Raw genomic sequence first — 19,352 nt, 5'->3', positions numbered from 1 at the left:
TTCGACGGCGCGAGTTTCAGATGAGCGGATTGGCACCGTTCAGGAAGATCCAGGTGCAGACGCCGGCAGCGATACCGAGGATCAATACCACGAGCGATCCGATAAACGGACGAGTTGCCCAGCCACGACGACCGTCGAGCGCAATACGACCTGGTCCCGTCAAAATGATGACGCCCGCACAGATTCCGAGCAGCATCTCGTACTCGGTCCCGGCCGGGGCGAAGTACTCCAGGCCGGGTGCGCTCGCCTGACGCAGCGCCCACGCATTGATCATCACCGCCAGAACCGACGCTGCCGCAACGGGAGTCAGCAACCCGAGGATCAGGAGGGCGCCACCTGCGACTTCACCGACGGCGCCGAGTATCGCCATCCACTTCGCCTGCTGGAACCCGGCGTCCGCCAGCATCGACTCGAACCCGTTCAGCCCCGGCCCGTTCCAGATACCGGTCAACTACTGCAGACCGTGCACCAACGCAGTTCCACCGACGGCCAATCGCAGTGCAAGCAACCCGAGGTCGAGAGTGCCTCGGCCCCGCGGAGACTCAGTTGTACCTGCCACGGCTTCGGCGGTGGGGACGGCGGCGATCGGAGCGTCGTACGCCGTCTCACGCTCGAGAGCCACGGTCGGCTGATCCGCGCCAGGTGCTCGGTATGTCGGTATCTGTTCGGTCAGGGAGTTGGCGTTCGTGGAACCGAAATCGAGATCGTCGTCGGTCCGCGGCAACGGATTCTTGGCGCTCACCGTCGGAAATTGTTCGGTGGGCGAATCATACGGACTGGACACATTGCCCGTCGGCTTGTCCGCATCCGACAACTCGCTGGGATCTTTTCGCTCGTCAGTCACGTAGGTGAGCCTATGACCGATTTACGAACTCGGCGGGGAACCTTGGTCCGGCGTGGCGGCATCTGCCGTGCGTTACGTAACGTCTTGGGCATGACTACGGGTAGGCATGCAGCGCTGGGCGCACTGGCGCTGGTGCTCGGGACATCGTTGCTCGCAGGTTGCGCCGACTTCGACGAATCGACTGCCTCGCCGTTCACACCCGAACCGACCAACCAGGCCAGCGCGGAGGTGCAGCCGGAGAACCCGCCGCCGTCGACCACGCCGCCGGCGCCGCGGACCGGCCCCCTCGGACCGTGTCAGGATGCCGACACCGCCGTGATCGCAACCTGTCTCGACACCACGGGTGGGCTCGTCACACTCCCGGACGGGAACTCCGGACTGGTCGCCGAACGGCGGACCGGCCGGATCATGCAGGTAGCTCCCAACACGACACCGGTCGAGGTAGCCAAGATCGACGTCGACGGCAGCGGTGACGGCGGCCTGCTCGACATCGCACTCTCTCCCACGTTTGTCGAAGACAACCTGATCTATGCCTACGTCACCACCGGAACGGACAACCGGGTGGTCCGCATCGCTCCGGGTGACACCGCCAAGGAAGTACTCGGTGGAATCCCGCGCGGCGCGAGCGGCAACGGCGGGTCACTGGAGTTCGCGGCCCCGGACCAGCTCATGGTTCTGACAGGCGATACCGGAAACCCTGCGGTTGCTCAGGATCCCGCCTCGTTGGCGGGGAAACTCTTGCGGGTCCGATCGCTGACACCCAACGCTGCGCCGCCTCGCCCGGAAGTTGTTCTGTCCGGAATCGGAAACGGCGGCGGCGTGTGCGTCGATCCGGGAATCGCGACGTGGGTCACGGACCGAACCACTCTCGAGGATCGCCTCCAACGCGTCGGCGCCGACGGCACGGTGACATCCCCCGCGTGGACGTGGCCCGACCGACCCGGAGTCGGCGGGTGCATCGCGGCGCAGGGAGTGGTAGCTGTCGCGCTGGGGGCCGGCAAAGCGATCTCGGCGCTGGCCGCAGATCCAGGAACAGGTGCCGTCACGACCGCGCCGTCGGCAGTGGCGAAAGACACGTACGGCCAGCTGGGCGGATTGGCACTCGGATCCGACGGTTTGATGTGGGCGAGCACGATAAACAAAACCGCGGGCGAGCCGGGTCCGAACGACGACAAGGTGGTCAAGATCCCGATGCCGAGTGGCAGCGGCGGGATCGACTGAGCCGCCATGTCTGTTCGGTCACGGATCCCGTGACCGAACATGCACAGATGCGTACTCTTTTGTTAGCGGGGCTAAACACCACGCATTTGCCAGGACCGGTTGGCTAACCACGACAAAGGAGTCGGTATGAAGGCAATCCAGTACACGAGAATCGGCGCAGAACCCGAACTCACGGAGATTCCCAAACCCGAGCCCGGTCCAGGTGAAGTGCTCCTGGAAGTCACCGCTGCCGGCGTCTGCCACTCGGACGACTTCATCATGAGCCTGCCCGAAGAGCAGTACACTTACGGCCTTCCTCTCACGCTCGGCCACGAAGGCGCCGGCCGGGTCGCGGCCGTCGGCGAGGGCGTCGAAGGACTCGACATCGGAACCAATGTCGTCGTCTACGGACCCTGGGGCTGTGGCAGCTGTTGGCACTGCTCGCAAGGTCTCGAAAACTACTGTTCTCGGGCAAAAGAACTCGGCATCAATCCTCCTGGTCTCGGTGCACCCGGCGCGTTGGCCGAATTCATGATCGTCGATTCACCTCGCCACCTCGTCCCGATCGGCGACCTCGACCCGGTCAAGACGGTGCCGCTGACCGACGCCGGTCTGACTCCGTATCACGCGATCAAGCGTTCACTGCCGAAACTTCGCGGTGGCTCGTACGCCGTCGTCATCGGTACCGGCGGTCTCGGCCATGTCGCCATCCAACTCCTCCGCCACCTCTCGGCAGCAACCGTCATCGCACTCGACGTGAGCGCGGAAAAGCTCGAACTGGCAACCAAGGTAGGCGCTCACGAAGTGGTTCTGTCCGACAAGGACGCGGCCGAGAACGTCCGCAGGATCACCGGAAGTCAGGGCGCCGCACTGGTTCTCGACTTCGTCGGCTATCAGCCCACCATCGACACCGCGATGGCTGTCGCCGGCGTCGGATCGGACGTCACGATCGTCGGGATCGGCGACGGGCAGGCCCATGCCAAAGTCGGGTTCTTCCAAAGTCCTTACGAGGCTTCGGTGACAGTTCCGTACTGGGGTGCCCGCAACGAGCTGATCGAATTGATCGACCTGGCGCACGCCGGCATCTTCGACATCGCGGTGGAGACCTTCAGTCTCGACAACGGCGCCGAAGCGTATCGACGACTGGCTGCCGGAACGCTCAGCGGCCGCGCGGTTGTGGTCCCTGGTCTGTAGACCGACAGCGGCAAACGACAGCGAAAAACACTGATGCCCGGCCGAATTCGATTCGGCCGGGCATCAGTGTCAGAAATTCAGTGTGCGCTAGCTGCACGCCTCGATGACAAGTTCCTTCACACGAGCCGCGTCTGCCTGTCCACGAGTGGCCTTCATGACGTCGCCGACGATCTTTCCGGCGGCCTGCACCTTGCCACTGCGAATCTTGTCCGCAATGTCGGGGTTGGCCGCGAGTGCCTCGTCGACGGCCGCCTTGAGCTTGGTTTCGTCACGTTCGACGACCAACTCCGGGTGGGCCGCGACAACCTGCTCCGGGTCACCCTCGCCGTCGAGGACGTGATCGACGACCTGGCGAGCCACTTTGTTGTTGAGCTTGCCGCTGTCGATGAGAGCTACGACCTGCGCAACCTGCGCCGGGGTGATCGGCAGAGCACCGAGTTCGACGCCACGGGTGTTGGCCTGCTGTGACAGGTAGGACAGCCACCAGGAGCGCGCTGCCTCGGGCGAAGCACCGGCCTCGGTGGTCGCGATCACCAGATCGATGGCACCGGCATTGACGAGGTCGCGCATGACCTCGTCGGAGATTCCCCAGTCCTTCTGGATCCGCGCACGGCGAATCCAGGGAAGCTCCGGCAAGGTACCGCGCAGTTCTTCGACCCACTCGGCGCTCGGAGCGACGGGCTCGAGATCCGGTTCCGGGAAGTAGCGGTAGTCCTCGGCCGTTTCCTTCCGGCGTCCCGCGGCGGTGGTGCCGTCGCCTTCCTGGAAATGGCGGGTCTCCTGGATGACCTCACCGCCGGCGTCGAGAACTGCTGCCTGACGGCGCATTTCGTAGCGAACTGCGACCTCGACGCTCTTGAGGGAGTTGACGTTCTTGGTCTCGGTGCGGGTCCCCAGTTCGGTGGAACCGATCGGCATGAGGGAGATGTTGGCGTCGCAGCGCATCGATCCCTGGTCCATGCGGACGTCGGAGACGTCGAGGGACTTCAGCAGATCACGAAGCGCCGTGACGTACGCGCGAGCAACCTCGGGGGCGCGCTCACCGGCACCGTGGATGGTCTTGGTGACGATCTCCACCAAGGGAACGCCCGCACGGTTGTAGTCGAGCAGCGAATGGCTGGCACCGTGGATACGACCGGTAGCGCCACCCACGTGGAGGGACTTACCGGTGTCCTCCTCCATGTGGGCGCGCTCGATCTCGACGCGCCACGTCGTGCCGTCGTCGAGGATCACGTCGAGGTATCCCTCGGTTGCGATCGGCTCGTCGTACTGGGAGATCTGGTAGTTCTTCGGCTGATCCGGGTAGAAGTAGTTCTTGCGTGCGAACCGGCCCCACGGCGTGATGGAGCAGTTCAGCGCAAGACCGATCCGGATCGCGGACTCGACAGCGGCTGCGTTCACCACTGGCAATGAACCGGGCAGGCCCAGACAGACCGGGCACACCTGGGTATTGGGTTCGGCACCGAACTCGGTGGGGCACGGGCAGAACATCTTGGTCGCGGTGCCGAGTTCTACGTGCACCTCCATACCCATCACAGGCTCGTACTTGGTCAGTACTTCGTCGTAATCGAGGATGTCGGGCGCATCGACAGCAGTCATGGTGATCAGTTTATGCGTCTGCGGCTCAGCCGAAGAATGCGGCTGCCTCCTCGTAGCGCTCCTTGGGCACCGTCTTGAGTTTGCGGGTCGCCTCGGCGAGCGGAACGAGGTCGATGGACGTTCCGTGCAACGCGACCATCTGACCGAAATCTCCGCGGTGAGCTGCGTCGGTGGCATGAACGCCGAAGCGAGTGGCGAGGATGCGGTCGTGCGGTGTCGGGGTGCCACCGCGCTGAATGTGCCCGAGGACGGTGGTGCGAACTTCCTTGCCGATGCGGCGCTCGATCTCGTTTCCGAGCTGCTGCGCGACACCGGTGAAGATCTTGTGGCCGAACTCGTCTATGCCACCTTCGCGCAGAGTCATCGACGTGGGATCGGGCATCGCACCTTCGGCCACGACGCAGATGAAGTGGGAGTCGCCACGCTGGAAGCGCTTCTTGACCATCGCGCACACCTCGTCGACGTCGAACGGCTGTTCCGGAACCAGCGTGAGGTGTGCCCCCGACGCCAGTCCGGCCTGCAGCGCGATCCAGCCCGCATGCCGGCCCATGACCTCGACGAGCATGACGCGCTGGTGCGATTCGGCCGTGGTATGGAGCCTGTCGATGGCGTCGGTGGCGACAGCCAAGGCGGTGTCGAAACCGAAAGTCACGTCAGTGCAATCGATGTCGTTGTCGATCGTCTTGGGCACACCGATCACGGGTACGCCGCTCTCGGAAAGCCAACTGGCCGCGGTGAGTGTGCCTTCGCCGCCGATCGGAATCAGGACGTCGATCCCGTTGTCGTCGAGAGTCTGCTTGATCTGATCGAGGCCCGCACGGAGTTTGTCGGGGTTCACGCGAGCGGTGCCGAGGATCGTGCCGCCGCGGGTGAGGATGCGGTTGATGCGGTCATCGGAGTCGAGCGGGACCTTGCGGTCTTCGAGCAATCCTCGCCAGCCGTCCCGGAATCCGACCACGGTACTGCCGTAACGACCGGCCGACGTACGTACGACGGCGCGGATGACCGCGTTCAAGCCCGGGCAGTCGCCGCCGCCCGTGAGGATTCCGATTCGCATAGTGCAGCACCTCTCGTGACCGGATTGTGGATCTTGGTGTCCATCTTCCCCCAGTCACCGTATTGCCGCAGGATAGCGGCGTTGCCGAGCCGCAACGCCGCGCCGTACGGGATCACTAACCTGGCGTGACGAGCCCGCTTTCGTACGCCAACACGACTGCCTGGGCACGATCGCGCAGATCGAGCTTCGACAGCACCTTCCCGACATGGGTCTTGACGGTCTGCTCGGCGACGAACAGCCGCTCGGCGATCTCGACGTTGGACAATCCGCGGGCGATCAGCTCGAGGACCTCACGCTCACGTGGGGTCAGCGCATCGAGCGCTGCGGGCCGTGCGCGCGGGGCGGCCCGCCGGCTGGTCACATCGGCAATCAGGCGACGCGTCACCGTCGGCGCCAGCAAGGCCTGCCCTTCGGCAACGACGCGTACCGCCCGAATCAGTTCCTCAGCCGGTGCGTCCTTGAGCATGAACCCGCTCGCTCCGACGCTCAGGGCCTCGTAGACGTAGTCGTCGATGTCGAAAGTGGTGAGCATGAGGACTCGCACCGGCGGTTCCCATCCGGCGGACAGAATCTGGCGGGCAGCGTCGAGTCCGTTCATCTCGGGCATGCGAACATCCATCAAGACCACATCCGGACGCAATCGCGCGACCTCGGCGACGGCGATCTTGCCGTCCGGCGCATCGCCGATCACGCTGATGTCGGACTGGGCGGAGAGTAGGGCTCCGAACCCTTGTCGAACCATCGCCTGGTCGTCTGCGATGAATACTGTGATGGGCACTCGGACAGCCTAGGCGGGCATCGACGGCAACTCGGCCCGGACCTCGAACCCTCCGTCCTGTCGCCGGTTTGCCAGCAGCATGCCGCCCACCGCCGAAGCCCGCTCGCGCATTCCGCGGATTCCGTTGCCACCAGTGGTTTCCGACGCCGAGTGCTGATTGCCACCCAATGGCGAAGGTCCGTTGTTCACGAGCGCGCTCACCGATTGCGGACCGAAGGCCACGGCGACCTCGATGGGTCCGCCTGGCGAATGCCTGGCCGCGTTGGTGATCGACTCCTGAATGATCCGGTAGAGCGCAAGGCCCGTGGATTCCGAGACCGACGCTCGATCACCGTCGACTCGCCACGATACCGGCAAACCGGCACGGGTACTGCCGAGCAACAGTTCGTCCAACTGGTCGACGCCCGGTTGTGGAGCCGTCACCACGGTGTCCCCGTCGCTGCGCAGGACTCCGAGTAGGCCGCGGATCTCGTTGAGCGCTGCTCGCCCTGTCTCACTTATCGATTCGAATTCGGTTCGGATCTCCGGAGTGACTGCATCGAGTCTGTACGGCGCACTCTGAGCTTGCACGACCACCATCGACATGTGGTGGGCCACGATGTCGTGCAAGTCGCGGGCGATCCGCGCCTTCTCCTCGAGGATCGTGCGTCGAGTGCGTTCGAGTTCACTGACTTCCTCCTGCTTGGCCAACTGGCGGCGCGAGAGGACCAACCAGCGGATCAACAGGCAGAAGACGACCAGGGCACTCAGCCCGACAGCCCAACCGGCGCCGTCGCTTCCCGGGGCGTTGCCGAGGAAGAGCAGCACCGTGGCGATCCAGGCGACACCGACAACCTGAATGGGCGCCCGCAGACTCACTGCGGCCAGCAACGACATCAGCACGATGATGTGGACGACCTGCCACGGGTAGTCGTAACCGGGAGTGTTGTCGAACACCAACGGGATGATCAACGCCGAGACCGCCGACACCGCCCACCCCAACGGAGCGTTGATCCGGATCAGGACGAACGGAAATGCAGCCAACGCGGCGACGAAGGGCATGATCGGCGGCGAAACATGATGCGTCAGTTGCAGTGTCGGCCAGGCAATCGAATAGAGGATCAGAGTGATCGCTACGATGACGATGTTCCAGAACTGACCGCGGGCCACGAAACTGGTTGCCCGGCGCACTTTCTCCGAATGAACGACCGCCCCGTCGAGGCCGGACAGCATCGACCCGGCGGTGGCGTATGTCGGCGCGGGCACATCCGGTGCACCCTTGTTCTTCCTACGGACCTTGATCACTCGTCAAGCCTATGAAGGCGAACCCCGAAAGTCCTCATACTGCAGAGTGAGATCCCCCTACCTCCGAGGTATCACAGGGGAGGGAATTCTCACCCGAACGGGCGTCGGAGAACCCCTCCACAGAGCGATGACCGTCAGGATTGTCCGTTCATAGCGTGAACGGCATGCGGATCACACGGGTGAAAGACCTCTCTCGAAGCGCCGGCACCTGGGCTGCCCTGGCGCTGGCTGCAACGGCAGCGATCACTGTCACTGCCGGAGCGAGCGGAGCCCAGTCGCCGCGCACCGAGAATTCGAACGCATCCAGGGCGATCGCCACCGTGACTACTGCGGATGCCGCTGACGCTGCGACCACCATCCCGGCGGACTTTGCGGCATTCGCCGGTTACACCCCCGCCGTCGTCGACGGATACCTCGCCAATCCCCACGGCGACTGCTCGTCGCCGGTCCCACTTCCCGACGAATTCGACTCGGCCTGCAAAGCGCACGATCTCGGCTACGACCTACTCCGCTACGCGCATTCGCACGGAACGGAACTGGGGCCGTGGGCACGTCAGGTCCTCGACGGTCAGCTCGACCAGCGAATGCATGCCGCGTGTGAAGACCGCACGTCCTTTCTCTCACGAGGGTATTGCTTCGCGATGGCCGATGTAGCTGTCACAGCGGTGAACGGAAATTCCTGGCGCCAAAGCTATCTGACGCCGGTCACGGAATCGGGATTCGGTTACGGCACGGCCGGCGTCCTGGCAGTCTCCGCCCTCGGATTCACCCTGATGCGATCGCGGCGCCTCGACCCGTCGAACGAGTTCTCCTACTCCCCGAAAGCGATTGCAGCATGAGCGTTCTGAATGCGTCACGGACCCCCGTCCTCGCCCGAGTCGGGGCGCTCGCACTCCCCCGAGTGTCGACGAGCGTCGCCGTGGCAGCGATGTCCGCCATCTCGCTGGCTCCCGGACTCCTGCCGCGATCAGCCGTACTACAAGGGGTGTTCAGCGGTCTGCTCGTCGCGGCCGGACTACTGGCGATGTGGGCGTTCTCCGCGGTAGCCCGTCGGCTCGTCCCCGACCGGGTCAAGGCCCGATTCGACGAACGTCATTGGCGCATCACCGCGTTCGGGTTGTCGACTGCCGGCACCGCAGTTGCGATGTTCGCCGCCGCCGGTTGGCAGAACTCGTTGCGAGCGGCGATGGGCGCACCGTCTGCCGGACTTCTCCACTGGGCGGAGGCGGGTTGCATTGCAGCACTGACCGCACTTGGTCTCTGGGGCATCGGGATCGGAATTTCGAAGGCGCTGCGGTGGATGGGTTTCGCGCGGAGCGTCGGCGCACTGGTCATGGGTGTTCTCGGGGTGCAGTTGGTAGTCGGTCCCGTCGTGTGGAACGGCCTCGCCGATTCGTTCGACAAGTCCAACGCGTACATCGACACTGCTCTGACACAGCCACTTTCGGCCTCCGCGACAGGCAGCTCCGAATCGCTCATCTCGTGGACCTCGATGGGCGCGGAGGGACGCAAGTTCGTTGCTGCAGGCGAAGACTCGGTGCGCGTCTACGCCGGTTTGGATTCGGCACCCGACACTGCATCACGTGCCGCTCTCGCGGTGAGCGAACTCGATCGCGTCGGCGGCTTTACCCGCAACAGCGTCGTAGTGGCCGTTCCGACCGGATCGGGGTGGATCGACACGCATGCAGTCGACGGTATCGAGCAACGGTTCGGCGGCGACGTCGCAATAGTCGGGCAGCAATACTCCGACGCACCCAGTTGGGCGACATTCCTGTTCAGCCGCGACGACGCCGAAGAATCGGCAACCGCTCTGTTCACCGCCGTCGGCAGCCACATTGCCGCTATGCCCGCCGAGGATCGACCGGACCTGTTCCTCTACGGACAGAGCCTCGGCGCGGTCGGCGGCAGCGCCGCACTGACCGAGGCTTTGTCCGAGGGCAGTCCCACCACCGCGTGCGACGTGTTGTGGGCAGGTCCCCCGGCCGGCGCGACACGAACGGACGGCGCAACCGTCCTCGCGAACACTTCCGACCCGGTGGTGTGGTGGTCGCCTGCCCTCGCGACACAGAAACCGGATCTGAGCCGTGCCGTGCAAGATGCACCGATCCCGCAGTGGATCCCGGGTGTCACGTTCTTGCAGACCACGGTCGACATGCTCGGTTCGCTCGGTGTCCCCGCCGGTCACGGCCATCGCTACGGAACCGATCAGGGGACGGCCCTGAGGACTTGCTCCTGAACTGCTGTGCGCCTTTATTAACCGCGGGGGGTTAATAAAGGCGCACAGCAAACAGGTCAGACTGCAGTCGCGATCGGGCCGCGTGCAGCTTCGTAGGCCGCACCGACACGGTAGAGGCGCTCGTCAGCCATGGCGGGCGCCATGATCTGCAATCCCACCGGCAGGTTGTCGTCCGCGGACAGACCCGATGGGACCGACATCGCGCAGTGTCCGGCCAGGTTGGTCGGCAACGTGCACAGGTCCGAGAGGTACATGGCCAACGGATCGCCGACCTTCTCCCCCAACTTCCACGGCGTGAACGGGCTGGTCGGCGAGACCAGTACGTCCACCTTCTCGTAGGCCTTGTCGAAATCGCGCGCGATGAGCGTACGGACCTTGAGCGCCGAACCGTAGTAGGCGTCGTAGTAGCCCGAGGACAGTGCGTAAGTACCGATCATGATGCGGCGCTTGACCTCCGGACCGAAACCGGCGGCGCGGGTTGCCGCCATGACCTGGTCGGCACTCATGTTGCCGTCGTCGACACGCAGTCCGTAGCGCATGGCGTCGAAGCGAGCCAGGTTGGACGAGACCTCGCTGGGCAGCACCAGGTAGTACGACGCGAGCGCATGCTCGAAGCTCGGGCACGAAACCTCGACAACTTCGGCACCCAAAGCCTTGAGTTGCTCGACGGCAGCGTCGAAGGAAGCGATGACGCCGGGCTGGTAGCTGTCGGAGTGAAGTTCCTTGACCACACCGACTTTGACGCCGCGCAGGTCGCCGGCTGCACCTTCACGTGCCGCAGCGACCACCGGACGCACGGGGGCGTCGATGGACGTGGAGTCACGCGGATCGTGCCCGGCGATGACCTCGTGCAGCAGAGCGGTGTCGAGCACGGTGCGACCACAGGGACCGCCCTGATCGAGCGAGGAGGCGCACGCGACGAGCCCGAAGCGTGAGACAGTTCCGTACGTCGGCTTGGTTCCGACCGTCGCGGTGACCGCAGCGGGCTGACGGATCGAACCGCCGGTGTCAGTGCCGATGGCGAGCGGGGCCTGACGGGACGCGAGCGCCGCTGCGCTACCGCCGCCCGAACCGCCGGGGATGCGGGTGACGTCCCACGGGTTACGCGTCGGGCCGAAGGCGGAGTTCTCCGTCGAGGAGCCCATCGCGAACTCGTCGAGGTTCGTCTTGCCGAGGATCGGGATGCCGGCAGCGCGCAGCTTGGACGTCAGAGTCGCGTCGTACGGTGCAACCCAGCCTTCGAGAATTTTCGACGCACAGGTGGTCGGCATGTCCGTCGTGGTGAAGATGTCCTTCAACGCGATCGGAACGCCGGCGAGTGCCGAAGCGGGTTCGTTTCCGCCTGCGAGCGAGTTGTCCACTGCTGCGGCGGCTTCGAGAGCCTGTTCGCCGGCAACGTGCAGGAAGGCGTGGTACTCGGTGTCGACGGCAGCGATGCGGTCGAGATGCGCCTGCGTGACCTCTACGGAGGACACCTCACGCGAGTGGATCTTGCCGGCCAGCTCAGCGGCGTCCAGCGTGGTCAGATCGGTCATTCGCCCTCTCCAAGGATCTGCGGAACCGCAAAGCGATCCTGTTCGACTGCGGGTGCTCCGGACAATGCCTGCTCGGGGGTCAGCCCGGGCACGATCACGTCGGGGCGCGTCACGTTGGTGACGGCATTGGGATTCGCCATGGGCGGGACGTCGTCGGCCGCAACCTCGGTGACCACCTTGACGTGGTTGAGAATCGAATCCAACTGACCGGCGAACTCGTCGAGTTCGGCATCGGACAGGGCGAGTCTGGACAGCCGCGCGAGGTGCGCGACCTCGTCACGGGAGATGGCAGGCACCGCGGGGCCCCTTTCGGAAGAGGACGTGAACATTGCCGGTCCAGCCTAGTTGCTCGCCGCGACAGACCTGTAAGCACGCCCGCTGTATCGAACGACGAGCACGCTCACTGTGTCGATCGCCACGCCGAAAGCCCGCAGTGTGTTTCGCTCGTGTGACAAGCATGTGCATCTGGCGTGACGCCGCCGCGGCGCCCACCATCGCAGGTTGGGCAAGTGCAAAGATGAGTCAGGCCCGGGTCGACGTGATCCGGGCGAGAACCGATCAGCGAAAGGCACGCACGTGTCGTACCTGCTTCGCGTCCAACTGCCCGATCGACCCGGCAGCCTCGGCGCGCTCGCCGTAGCTCTCGGATCCGTGGGCGCAGACATCCTCTCCCTCGACGTCGTGGAACGAGGTGACGGTTTTGCCATCGACGACCTCGTGGTCGACGTCGAACCGGGCGCGCTGCCCGACACCTTGATCACCGCTGCCGAGCATCTACCGGACGTGCTGGTCGATTCGATCCGCCCCTACGCCGGGATTCTCGACACTCACCGCGAGCTCGAACTCATAGATTCCGTTGCGACGGCCCGAAACGATCGACTACAGGTCCTCGTCGACGGCGCGCCGCGTGTACTGCGAGTCGGCTGGTGCGTCGTCGCGGACATCGGCAAGCACGGTGCGTACCGCGTCGTCGGTAGCGCCGGCGCGCCGGAAACCCACGCCACCGACATTCCGTGGATGCCACTGGACAAGCCCACCGCCCTCGACGGCGAGGCCGACTGGGTTCCGGACGTATGGCGCGACATGAACACCAGCCTCGCTGCCGCACCTCTCGGCTCCGGCAATCGAGTCCTCATGCTCGGTCGTCCCGGTGGGCCCGAATTCCGCCCTTCGGAGATAGCCCGCCTCGGCTACCTCGCAGGAATCGTGGCGACGGTACTGGGTTGACCAGGCTGGCTGATCAGGCCAGGCCGCGAACCATGACGGTCAGTTCCATACCGCGAATCGGCTCCCACGCCCGCTCGGGATCGGGGACGAAACCGTTGCGGTCGTAGATACGACGGGCATCGACCATCTCGGGCTGCGTCGAGATGACCACCGAGTGATCGCCGCGGTCGTAGGCTTCGGCGATCACTGCGCGAACCAATGCGGTTCCGGCGCCCGATCCCCGAGCTTGCGGCGAGACTGCGAGCATGCGGAACTCGAGTTCGCCCTTCTGCGCAACATCCGCGAAGGGCGTGCCGGGTTCTGCGATCGTCAACGAGCCCACGACTTCGTCACCGAGAACCGCAACCAGCACCCGGCCCTGCTCCACCCGAGTTGCGGTGTCTCGCAGGCGCTCCGCGTACGGCGAACCGCCGGCGACAAATCCGCCACCCACGTACGACTGCACAGTCAGCTCCCCGACGGTCTCGAACTCAGCCGGTAGAACTTCACGAATCTCGATCATGGCGTCACTATCGCACCCAGCACACCAATCTCAGAAATCGGACAAAGTCACTCTGGTTCGTCCAAATCGGTGGGAGCGACCGCATCCGGGCCATCTTCGAGCAACCGCCGAAAGCCGTCTTCGTCGAGCACCGGCACACCCAATTCGACCGCCTTGTCGTGCTTGGAACCGGGCGCTTCACCGACGACGACAAACGCAGTCTTCTTCGAGACCGACCCTGCCGCCTTGCCGCCGCGCACCAGAATCGCTTCCTTCGCCTGATCACGCGAGTAGGTCTCGAGCGAACCGGTGACGACGATCGAGAGGCCCTCGAGATTGCGCGGAATCGAATCGTCGCGTTCGTCCTCCATGCGTACTCCGGCCGACGCCCACTTGTCGACGATCTGCTGGTGCCAGTCGACGGAGAACCACTCCACGACGGCGGCGGCGATAGTCGATCCGACGCCGTCGACTGCAGCCAACTCGTCGACCGAGGCTTCCCGAATGCGTTGCAGCGAGCCGAATTCGCCGGCCAACGCCCTCGCGGCAGTGGGGCCGACGTGCCGAATCGACAGTGCCACAAGCACTCTCCACAGCGGCTTGTCCTTGGCTGAATCCAGGTTGGCCAGCAAGCGTTTTCCGTTGGCGGACAGGGATCCCGCATTGGTGCGGAAGATCGGAACTTCGATCAGTTTCTCGGCGTCGAGTGAGAAGAGATCACCCTCGTCGCCGATGACCTTCGCCTCCAACAGCCCGGTCGCGGCCTCGTAACCGAGCACCTCGATGTCGAATGCACCGCGCCCCGAGACGTGGAACACGCGCTCGCGCAACTGCGCCGGGCAGTACTGCTGATTGGGGCATCGCACGTCGACGTCGCCCTCTTTCGCGGGTGCCAACAACGTGCCGCACTCGGGACAATGTGTCGGCATGACGAACTCGCGCTCGGTACCGTCACGAACGTCTGCCACGGGACCGAGAACCTCGGGGATGACGTCTCCGGCCTTGCGCAACACCACGGTGTCGCCGATCAGCACACCCTTGCGCTTGACCTCCGAGCCGTTGTGCAGCGTGGCCAAGGACACAGTGGAACCCGCCACCGTGACGGGTTCCATGTACGCGAACGGCGTCACACGACCCGTACGTCCGACACTGACCCGGATGTCGAGGAGCTTGGTCGTGACCTCTTCCGGCGGGTACTTGTACGCGATCGCCCACCGTGGTGCGCGCGACGTGGTGCCCAGACGTCGATGTAACGACATCTCGTCGACCTTTACCACCAACCCGTCGATCTCGTGCTCGACGTCGTGGCGGTGTTCTCCCCAGTACTTCATCTTCTCGACCACGGCGTCGGCGCCGACCACCCGTGAGGTGTGCGTGGACACCGGCAGACCCCAGGCGGCGAGGGCCACGTAGGCGTCGTACTGCGAGGCCGGCTCGAAACCTTCCATGCGCCCGAACCCGTGGCAGATCATTCCGAGGCGGCGACGCGCGGTGACGGCAGGATTCTTCTGACGCAGGGAGCCCGCCGCGGAGTTGCGCGGATTGGCGAACGGCGCCTTACCCTCCTCCACCAGGGAGGCATTGAGTGCTGCGAAGTCCTCGAGGCGGAAGAACACCTCTCCTCGCACCTCGAGCAGGCTCGGAATCGGGTACTCGTCCGTGGCGGTAAGGCGCTCCGGGATGTCGTTGATCGTCAGAGCGTTGAGCGTGACCAGCTCGCCCGTACGACCGTCACCGCGGGTTGCGGCACGAACGAGTTTGCCGTTCTCGTAGACGAGATTGAGGGCGACACCATCGATTTTCACTTCACAGAGATAGTGCAGTTCCGGCCCGGTTTCCTGCTCTACCTTGGCGATCCATGCTCGGAGCTCCGACTCGTCGAAGACGTTGTCGAGGCTGAGCATCCGCTCGAGGTGGTCGACGGACGTGAAGTCCGTCGCGAATCCGCCACCGACGAGTTGCGTCGGAGAGTCGGGAGTTCGCAGATCCGGGTACTGCTCTTCGAGAGCATTGAGCTGCCCGAGCAATGTGTCGAATGCACCGTCCGAAATGACGGGCGCATCACGAACGTAGTAGCGGAACTGATGCTGGCGTACCTCTTCGGCCAGCTCCGTCCACTGCTCGCGCGCCTCGTTGGGCGCTGGCTGCATTGCATCCGCGGTTTCAGTCACAGCTAGAAGATTATCGGTTCACACCGACACACCACACGACTCCACATCGGAACGCACACACTAGAACGCCGACGGATCGTCCACCAATGCCTTGCCGACGTCTGTACACAGCCGAAGTGCGGCACGAGCCCAGTCGAGGTTCGCACCCGAAAGACCGCAACGTGGAGTGACCGCGACCTGGGTCTGCAGGAGTTCACGAGAGAAGCCGAGACGATCTACCAGTGTGACGGCGGGCATCGCACACTCTTTCCACGTCACCGGCTTTTCCGGCGGGGCGGACGGAACCAGACCGAGCGCCAATTCCTTGCCGGCGTCGAACAACTGGCCGATACCGTCGAGATCGCGTGAGCCGATGAGCGACATGTCGAAGCTCACGCCGAACGCCTGGCTTCGCCTCAGTAGATCCCACGGCATGTCTGTGCCGCAACTGTGGACGATTGTGGGCAGTCCGCAACCGCTGATCGTCGAGTCGAGTACGGCGAGTGCCTCGGGTTCCGGCAGTGCCGGAACGCTCTCCATCTTGGTGCGCCCAGGCAGCGAACCGGCCAGGACTGCCGCGATCTGCGGCTCGTCCAACTGAATCACCACTGCGGCGCCGGTGCGGCGAGTGACCTCGGCCGCATGACGCGCGAGACCCTCACCGAGTGATTCTGCGACGTCGCGGAGCGCACCGCGGTCGACGAGAACTCGCGAACCGTTTGCGACTTCGATCTCGGCGCCGAGTGTCAGCGGGCCGGCGACCTGGAGCTTGACGACGTGGTCTTCGCCGACCAAGCGCGCCGACTCCCAGGCTTCCTCGAGCGCGTCGAGATCCTGATTCAGAAAGTCCTCGGCTCGCTTCGCGACATTGCCCCTCCGAGGCACGACTCGATAGGCACGGGTCGAGGCGTCGAGGTTGATGTCGACCAGAATTGCCCCCGCCCGGCCGACCATGTCAGCGCCGAGACCGCGGCTCGGCAACTCCACCAGGTGTGGGAAACCGCCCAGTTCGCCAAGGATGGTTGCGGCGCTTTCGCGGGCGTCCGTGCCCGGCCAGGATCCGATTCCGGTGACGAGGCCACCGATGGAAACCTGCTGTGTCACAGTGTGTTCGGCTCGGATTCGGTGCCGGAGATGGTGCCACTGCCGAGAACCTGGTCGCCCAGTTCGCTGTCGGGGCGATACAGCACGACGGCCTGGCCCTTCGCGACGCCGGTCAGTGGTTCGCGCAACGAAATGGAGATGCCGCCGCCCGAAGTACCGTCATCGACGGCCTCCGCAACGGCCTGCGCCAGTCCGCCGTGCGCACGGACCTGCACCATGCACTCGACGGGGCCCTCAGGCGCCTGGCCCGAGGTCCAGATCGCACGCTGCGCCGAGATGGCCCAGACGTCGAGATTCTTGGCCGAACCCACTCGGACCGTTCCGGTTTCGGGCTCGATCGCGGTCACGTACCGCGGACGGCCGTCACCTGCGGGACCTTCGACGCCGAGGCCCTTGCGCTGTCCGATCGTGAAGCCGTGTACGCCGTCGTGTGCAGCGAGGACCTCACCCGAATCGGCGTCGACGACGCTTCCCGGACGAACGCCGATGCGCGCACCCAGGAATGCTCGGGTATCGCCGGTCGGGATGAAGCAGATGTCATGGCTGTCAGGCTTGTTCGCCACAGCCAGACCGCGCTCGGCGGCTTCCTCGCGGATCTGTTCTTTCGGTGTGTCACCGATCGGGAACATCGCTCGCGAAAGCTGATCAGCCGTCAGCACACCGAGGACATACGACTGGTCCTTGTCCGCGTCGACCGCCCGGCGTAGGACGCCGTCTTCGAGGCGCGCGTAATGACCGGTCGCCACGGCGTCGAAGCCGAGAGCGACTGCACGGTCGGCGAGTGCGGTGAACTTGATCTTCTCGTTGCAGCGCAGGCACGGATTGGGGGTCTCACCCGCTGCGTACGACGCCACGAAGTCGTCGATCACGTCTTCCTTGAAGCGATCGGCGAAATCCCAGACGTAGAAGGGTATTCCGAGAACGTCGGCGGCGCGCCTGGCGTCTCCGGCATCTTCCTTCGAGCAGCATCCACGCGAACCCGTCCGCAATGCACCCGGCGCCGTGGACAGCGCAAGATGAACGCCGACGACGTCATGTCCGGCGGCAACAGCGCGGGCGGCGGCAACAGCGGAGTCGACACCTCCGCTCATGGCTGCGAGTACTCGCATCAGCGATCCCCTCCACGCGAACCGGCACCGGCAAGACCGGCGGCCCGAGCGCGCTCTACTACTTGTGGAAGCGCAGCGATCAGCGCGTCCACATCGGTGACACTCGACGTATGTCCGAGCGAAAATCTCAGTGAGCCACGCGCGACGGGCGATTCGACGCCCATCGCGATCAAGACATGGCTGGCTCTGGCCACACCGGCGGTGCAGGCCGAACCGGTGGAACATTCGATACCGGCGGCGTCGAGCAGCATCAGCAACGAATCGCCCTCGCAGCCGGGGAAGGTGAAGTGCGCGTTACCGGGAAGCCGATCGGATCCGGTCGGGCCGTTGAGCACCGACTCGGGAAGAATCTCCAGGACCCCGTCGATCAAACGGTCACGCAGCTTCGCCAATTCCCTTGTGCTCGAATCGAAGTTCGCGACGTTCGCGCGCAGCGCCGCAGCCATCCCGACAACTCCCGCGGTGTCCGGCGTCCCCGAACGCAGATCACGTTCGTGTCCGCCGCCGTGAAGGAGCGGCACACAGGGAACCTGGCGTCCGAGCAGAAGCGCGCCGACGCCGTGCGGACCACCGAACTTGTGCGCCGCGATGCTCAGCGCGGCCAATTTGCTCGCCGCAAAATCGACCGGCAATTGTGCAACTGCCTGAACCGCGTCGCTGTGCATCGGAATCTCGAACTCAGCCGAAATCTCCGCCAACTCCACGATCGGCATGATCGAGCCGACCTCGTTGTTGGCCCACATCACCGTCACGAGTGCTACCTCGTCGGCGTGGACGGAAAGCTCGTCACGCAAGGTCTGCGGGTCGACGACACCGTTCTCGTCGACCGGCAACCACGTCACGCGCGCGCCCTCGTGCTGCTCGAGCCACTCGACGGCGTCGAGCACAGCATGATGCTCGACGGAGCTGGCCAGGATGCGAGTGCGTCGCGGGTCTGCGTCACGGCGAGCCCAGTAGATGCCCTTGACCGCGAGATTGTCGCTCTCGGTGCCTCCGGAGGTGAAGATGACCTCCGACGGCCGCGCACCCAGGCTGGCGGCGATCGATTCGCGCGATTCCTCGACGCGGCGCCGGGCCGCACGGCCGGAGCCGTGCAGCGAGGACGCGTTGCCCACGGTTTTGAAGGTATCGGTCATCGCCTCGATAGCGGCTGCCGACATCGGAGTCGTGGCGGCATGATCGAGGTACACCGGAAATCCGGCGTGGGCACTGTGTGCAGGCAGAGTCATGGCTTGACAAGGATAGCCCAGCACGAGAGTTCGACCAGCCTCGCTCAGCAGGCTAAGCGCTCATCGCCGGGGAAGGATCGATTTGTCCCACGGCTTGTGTCACGAGTTCCGGTGCGGGGTCGAAGATGTCGTGAGCTGCCAGATCGATGATGTCGACGCCGCGTACGGCTCTCTCGCATCGCTGCGCGAGATCGGCTCGACACTCCCCTGCCTCCTCGAGCGGAGCCAGCCTGACCTTCACCTCGACGTTCTTCTGACGCAGGATCCGACGGATGGACTGACCGATCGTTTCGGTGCCGACAAAGCAGGGTCCGGTGCACAGGGA

16 protein-coding genes and 2 pseudogenes are annotated in these 19,352 nt (G+C 64.7%); 5 read left to right on the top strand and 13 right to left on the bottom strand.

Going from position 1 to position 19,352, the window contains the following annotated elements; translation table 11 throughout:
* Positions 1 to 16 precede the first annotated feature (16 nt).
* Positions 17 to 844 (bottom strand): annotated as a pseudogene (locus RWT78_RS13985) (DoxX family protein).
* Between the two features lie 90 nt (positions 845 to 934).
* Here RWT78_RS13985 and RWT78_RS13980 point away from each other — a divergent pair.
* Positions 935 to 2,065 carry a sorbosone dehydrogenase family protein gene (locus tag RWT78_RS13980; protein ID WP_003944688.1) on the top strand — a complete coding sequence of 377 codons (1,131 nt, stop codon included), beginning with the start codon at positions 935 to 937 and terminating at the stop codon, positions 2,063 to 2,065.
* Between the two features lie 126 nt (positions 2,066 to 2,191).
* The gene (locus tag RWT78_RS13975; RefSeq protein WP_276116326.1) at positions 2,192 to 3,238 is read left to right on the top strand and encodes an NAD(P)-dependent alcohol dehydrogenase; all 1,047 of its coding nucleotides are present in this window, start codon (positions 2,192 to 2,194) and stop codon (positions 3,236 to 3,238) included.
* A gap of 87 nt (positions 3,239 to 3,325) precedes the next feature.
* On the opposite strand, the gene gatB is transcribed toward RWT78_RS13975, so the two are convergent.
* The 4 genes from gatB to RWT78_RS13955 all read right to left on the bottom strand — a co-directional run bounded on the left by gatB (position 3,326) and on the right by RWT78_RS13955 (position 7,956).
* Positions 3,326 to 4,837 carry an Asp-tRNA(Asn)/Glu-tRNA(Gln) amidotransferase subunit GatB gene (gene gatB, locus RWT78_RS13970; RefSeq protein WP_003944692.1) on the bottom strand — a complete coding sequence of 504 codons (1,512 nt, stop codon included), beginning with the start codon at positions 4,835 to 4,837 and terminating at the stop codon, positions 3,326 to 3,328.
* A 25-nt stretch (positions 4,838 to 4,862) separates the two neighbouring features.
* A complete protein-coding gene (locus RWT78_RS13965) occupies positions 4,863 to 5,894 on the bottom strand; it encodes an ATP-dependent 6-phosphofructokinase (protein WP_003944711.1) in 1,032 nt (343 codons plus the stop codon).
* A 115-nt stretch (positions 5,895 to 6,009) separates the two neighbouring features.
* The gene (locus RWT78_RS13960; RefSeq protein WP_003944694.1) at positions 6,010 to 6,672 is read right to left on the bottom strand and encodes a response regulator transcription factor; all 663 of its coding nucleotides are present in this window, start codon (positions 6,670 to 6,672) and stop codon (positions 6,010 to 6,012) included.
* 9 nt (positions 6,673 to 6,681) lie between these two features.
* Positions 6,682 to 7,956, bottom strand: coding sequence for a sensor histidine kinase (locus tag RWT78_RS13955; protein WP_003944734.1), 1,275 nt, complete (start codon positions 7,954 to 7,956; stop codon positions 6,682 to 6,684).
* 164 nt (positions 7,957 to 8,120) lie between these two features.
* Here RWT78_RS13955 and RWT78_RS13950 point away from each other — a divergent pair, with 164 nt between their 5' ends.
* Both RWT78_RS13950 and RWT78_RS13945 read left to right on the top strand, forming a co-directional pair.
* Complete coding sequence (locus tag RWT78_RS13950; protein WP_204855695.1) at positions 8,121 to 8,795, top strand: hypothetical protein; 675 nt, start codon at positions 8,121 to 8,123, stop codon at positions 8,793 to 8,795.
* Entirely contained in the window at positions 8,792 to 10,192 is a 1,401-nt protein-coding gene (locus RWT78_RS13945) for an alpha/beta-hydrolase family protein (protein WP_314676271.1), read from the top strand. Before RWT78_RS13950 ends, RWT78_RS13945 begins: the two co-directional genes overlap by 4 nt.
* A gap of 56 nt (positions 10,193 to 10,248) precedes the next feature.
* On the opposite strand, the gene gatA is transcribed toward RWT78_RS13945, so the two are convergent.
* On the bottom strand, positions 10,249 to 11,727 hold the full coding sequence (gene gatA, locus RWT78_RS13940; RefSeq protein WP_007729384.1) for an Asp-tRNA(Asn)/Glu-tRNA(Gln) amidotransferase subunit GatA: 1,479 nt from the start codon (positions 11,725 to 11,727) through the stop codon (positions 10,249 to 10,251).
* Complete coding sequence (gene gatC, locus RWT78_RS13935; protein ID WP_003944747.1) at positions 11,724 to 12,023, bottom strand: Asp-tRNA(Asn)/Glu-tRNA(Gln) amidotransferase subunit GatC; 300 nt, start codon at positions 12,021 to 12,023, stop codon at positions 11,724 to 11,726. The genes gatA and gatC overlap by 4 nt, the downstream gene beginning before the upstream one ends.
* Positions 12,024 to 12,303: 280 nt before the next feature.
* Here gatC and RWT78_RS13930 point away from each other — a divergent pair, with 280 nt between their 5' ends.
* On the top strand, positions 12,304 to 12,954 hold the full coding sequence (locus tag RWT78_RS13930; RefSeq protein WP_003944719.1) for an amino acid-binding protein: 651 nt from the start codon (positions 12,304 to 12,306) through the stop codon (positions 12,952 to 12,954).
* Between the two features lie 13 nt (positions 12,955 to 12,967).
* Here the strand turns inward: RWT78_RS13930 and RWT78_RS13925 are convergent, their stop codons facing one another.
* The 6 genes and pseudogenes from RWT78_RS13925 to RWT78_RS13900 form a co-directional block, all read right to left on the bottom strand.
* On the bottom strand, positions 12,968 to 13,456 hold the full coding sequence (locus RWT78_RS13925) for a GNAT family N-acetyltransferase (RefSeq protein WP_003944764.1): 489 nt from the start codon (positions 13,454 to 13,456) through the stop codon (positions 12,968 to 12,970).
* A gap of 47 nt (positions 13,457 to 13,503) precedes the next feature.
* A complete protein-coding gene (gene ligA / locus RWT78_RS13920) occupies positions 13,504 to 15,585 on the bottom strand; it encodes an NAD-dependent DNA ligase LigA (RefSeq protein ID WP_007729389.1) in 2,082 nt (693 codons plus the stop codon).
* An 81-nt stretch (positions 15,586 to 15,666) separates the two neighbouring features.
* On the bottom strand, positions 15,667 to 16,689 hold the full coding sequence (locus RWT78_RS13915) for a methionine synthase (RefSeq protein WP_042447454.1): 1,023 nt from the start codon (positions 16,687 to 16,689) through the stop codon (positions 15,667 to 15,669).
* Complete coding sequence (gene mnmA, locus RWT78_RS13910; RefSeq protein ID WP_003944736.1) at positions 16,686 to 17,798, bottom strand: tRNA 2-thiouridine(34) synthase MnmA; 1,113 nt, start codon at positions 17,796 to 17,798, stop codon at positions 16,686 to 16,688. Before mnmA ends, RWT78_RS13915 begins: the two co-directional genes overlap by 4 nt.
* Entirely contained in the window at positions 17,798 to 19,027 is a 1,230-nt protein-coding gene (locus RWT78_RS13905; RefSeq protein WP_073512980.1) for a cysteine desulfurase family protein, read from the bottom strand. Before RWT78_RS13905 ends, mnmA begins: the two co-directional genes overlap by 1 nt.
* 52 nt (positions 19,028 to 19,079) lie before the next feature.
* Positions 19,080 to 19,352, bottom strand: a pseudogene (locus RWT78_RS13900) (1-acyl-sn-glycerol-3-phosphate acyltransferase); the annotation flags it as partial.

The sequence above is a fragment of the uncultured Rhodococcus sp. genome, assembly GCF_963525155.1.
Classification (GTDB): Bacteria; Actinomycetota; Actinomycetes; order Mycobacteriales; family Mycobacteriaceae; genus Rhodococcus_F; species Rhodococcus_F qingshengii.
Note: the sequence above shows the minus strand (reverse complement) of the source record. Positions and strands in the feature narration are given on the sequence as shown.

Coding starts and splice junctions, on each gene's coding strand:
- ligA (WP_007729389.1), bottom strand. CDS start 15,585: ATGCAGCCAGCGCCCAACGAGGCGCGCGAGCAGTGGACGGAGCTGGCC.
- RWT78_RS13945 (WP_314676271.1), top strand. CDS start 8,792: ATGAGCGTTCTGAATGCGTCACGGACCCCCGTCCTCGCCCGAGTCGGG.
- RWT78_RS13965 (WP_003944711.1), bottom strand. CDS start 5,894: ATGCGAATCGGAATCCTCACGGGCGGCGGCGACTGCCCGGGCTTGAAC.
- RWT78_RS13975 (WP_276116326.1), top strand. CDS start 2,192: ATGAAGGCAATCCAGTACACGAGAATCGGCGCAGAACCCGAACTCACG.
- RWT78_RS13980 (WP_003944688.1), top strand. CDS start 935: ATGACTACGGGTAGGCATGCAGCGCTGGGCGCACTGGCGCTGGTGCTC.
- gatA (WP_007729384.1), bottom strand. CDS start 11,727: ATGACCGATCTGACCACGCTGGACGCCGCTGAGCTGGCCGGCAAGATC.
- RWT78_RS13950 (WP_204855695.1), top strand. CDS start 8,121: ATGCGGATCACACGGGTGAAAGACCTCTCTCGAAGCGCCGGCACCTGG.
- mnmA (WP_003944736.1), bottom strand. CDS start 17,798: ATGCGAGTACTCGCAGCCATGAGCGGAGGTGTCGACTCCGCTGTTGCC.
- gatB (WP_003944692.1), bottom strand. CDS start 4,837: ATGACTGCTGTCGATGCGCCCGACATCCTCGATTACGACGAAGTACTG.
- RWT78_RS13925 (WP_003944764.1), bottom strand. CDS start 13,456: ATGATCGAGATTCGTGAAGTTCTACCGGCTGAGTTCGAGACCGTCGGG.
- RWT78_RS13905 (WP_073512980.1), bottom strand. CDS start 19,027: ATGACTCTGCCTGCACACAGTGCCCACGCCGGATTTCCGGTGTACCTC.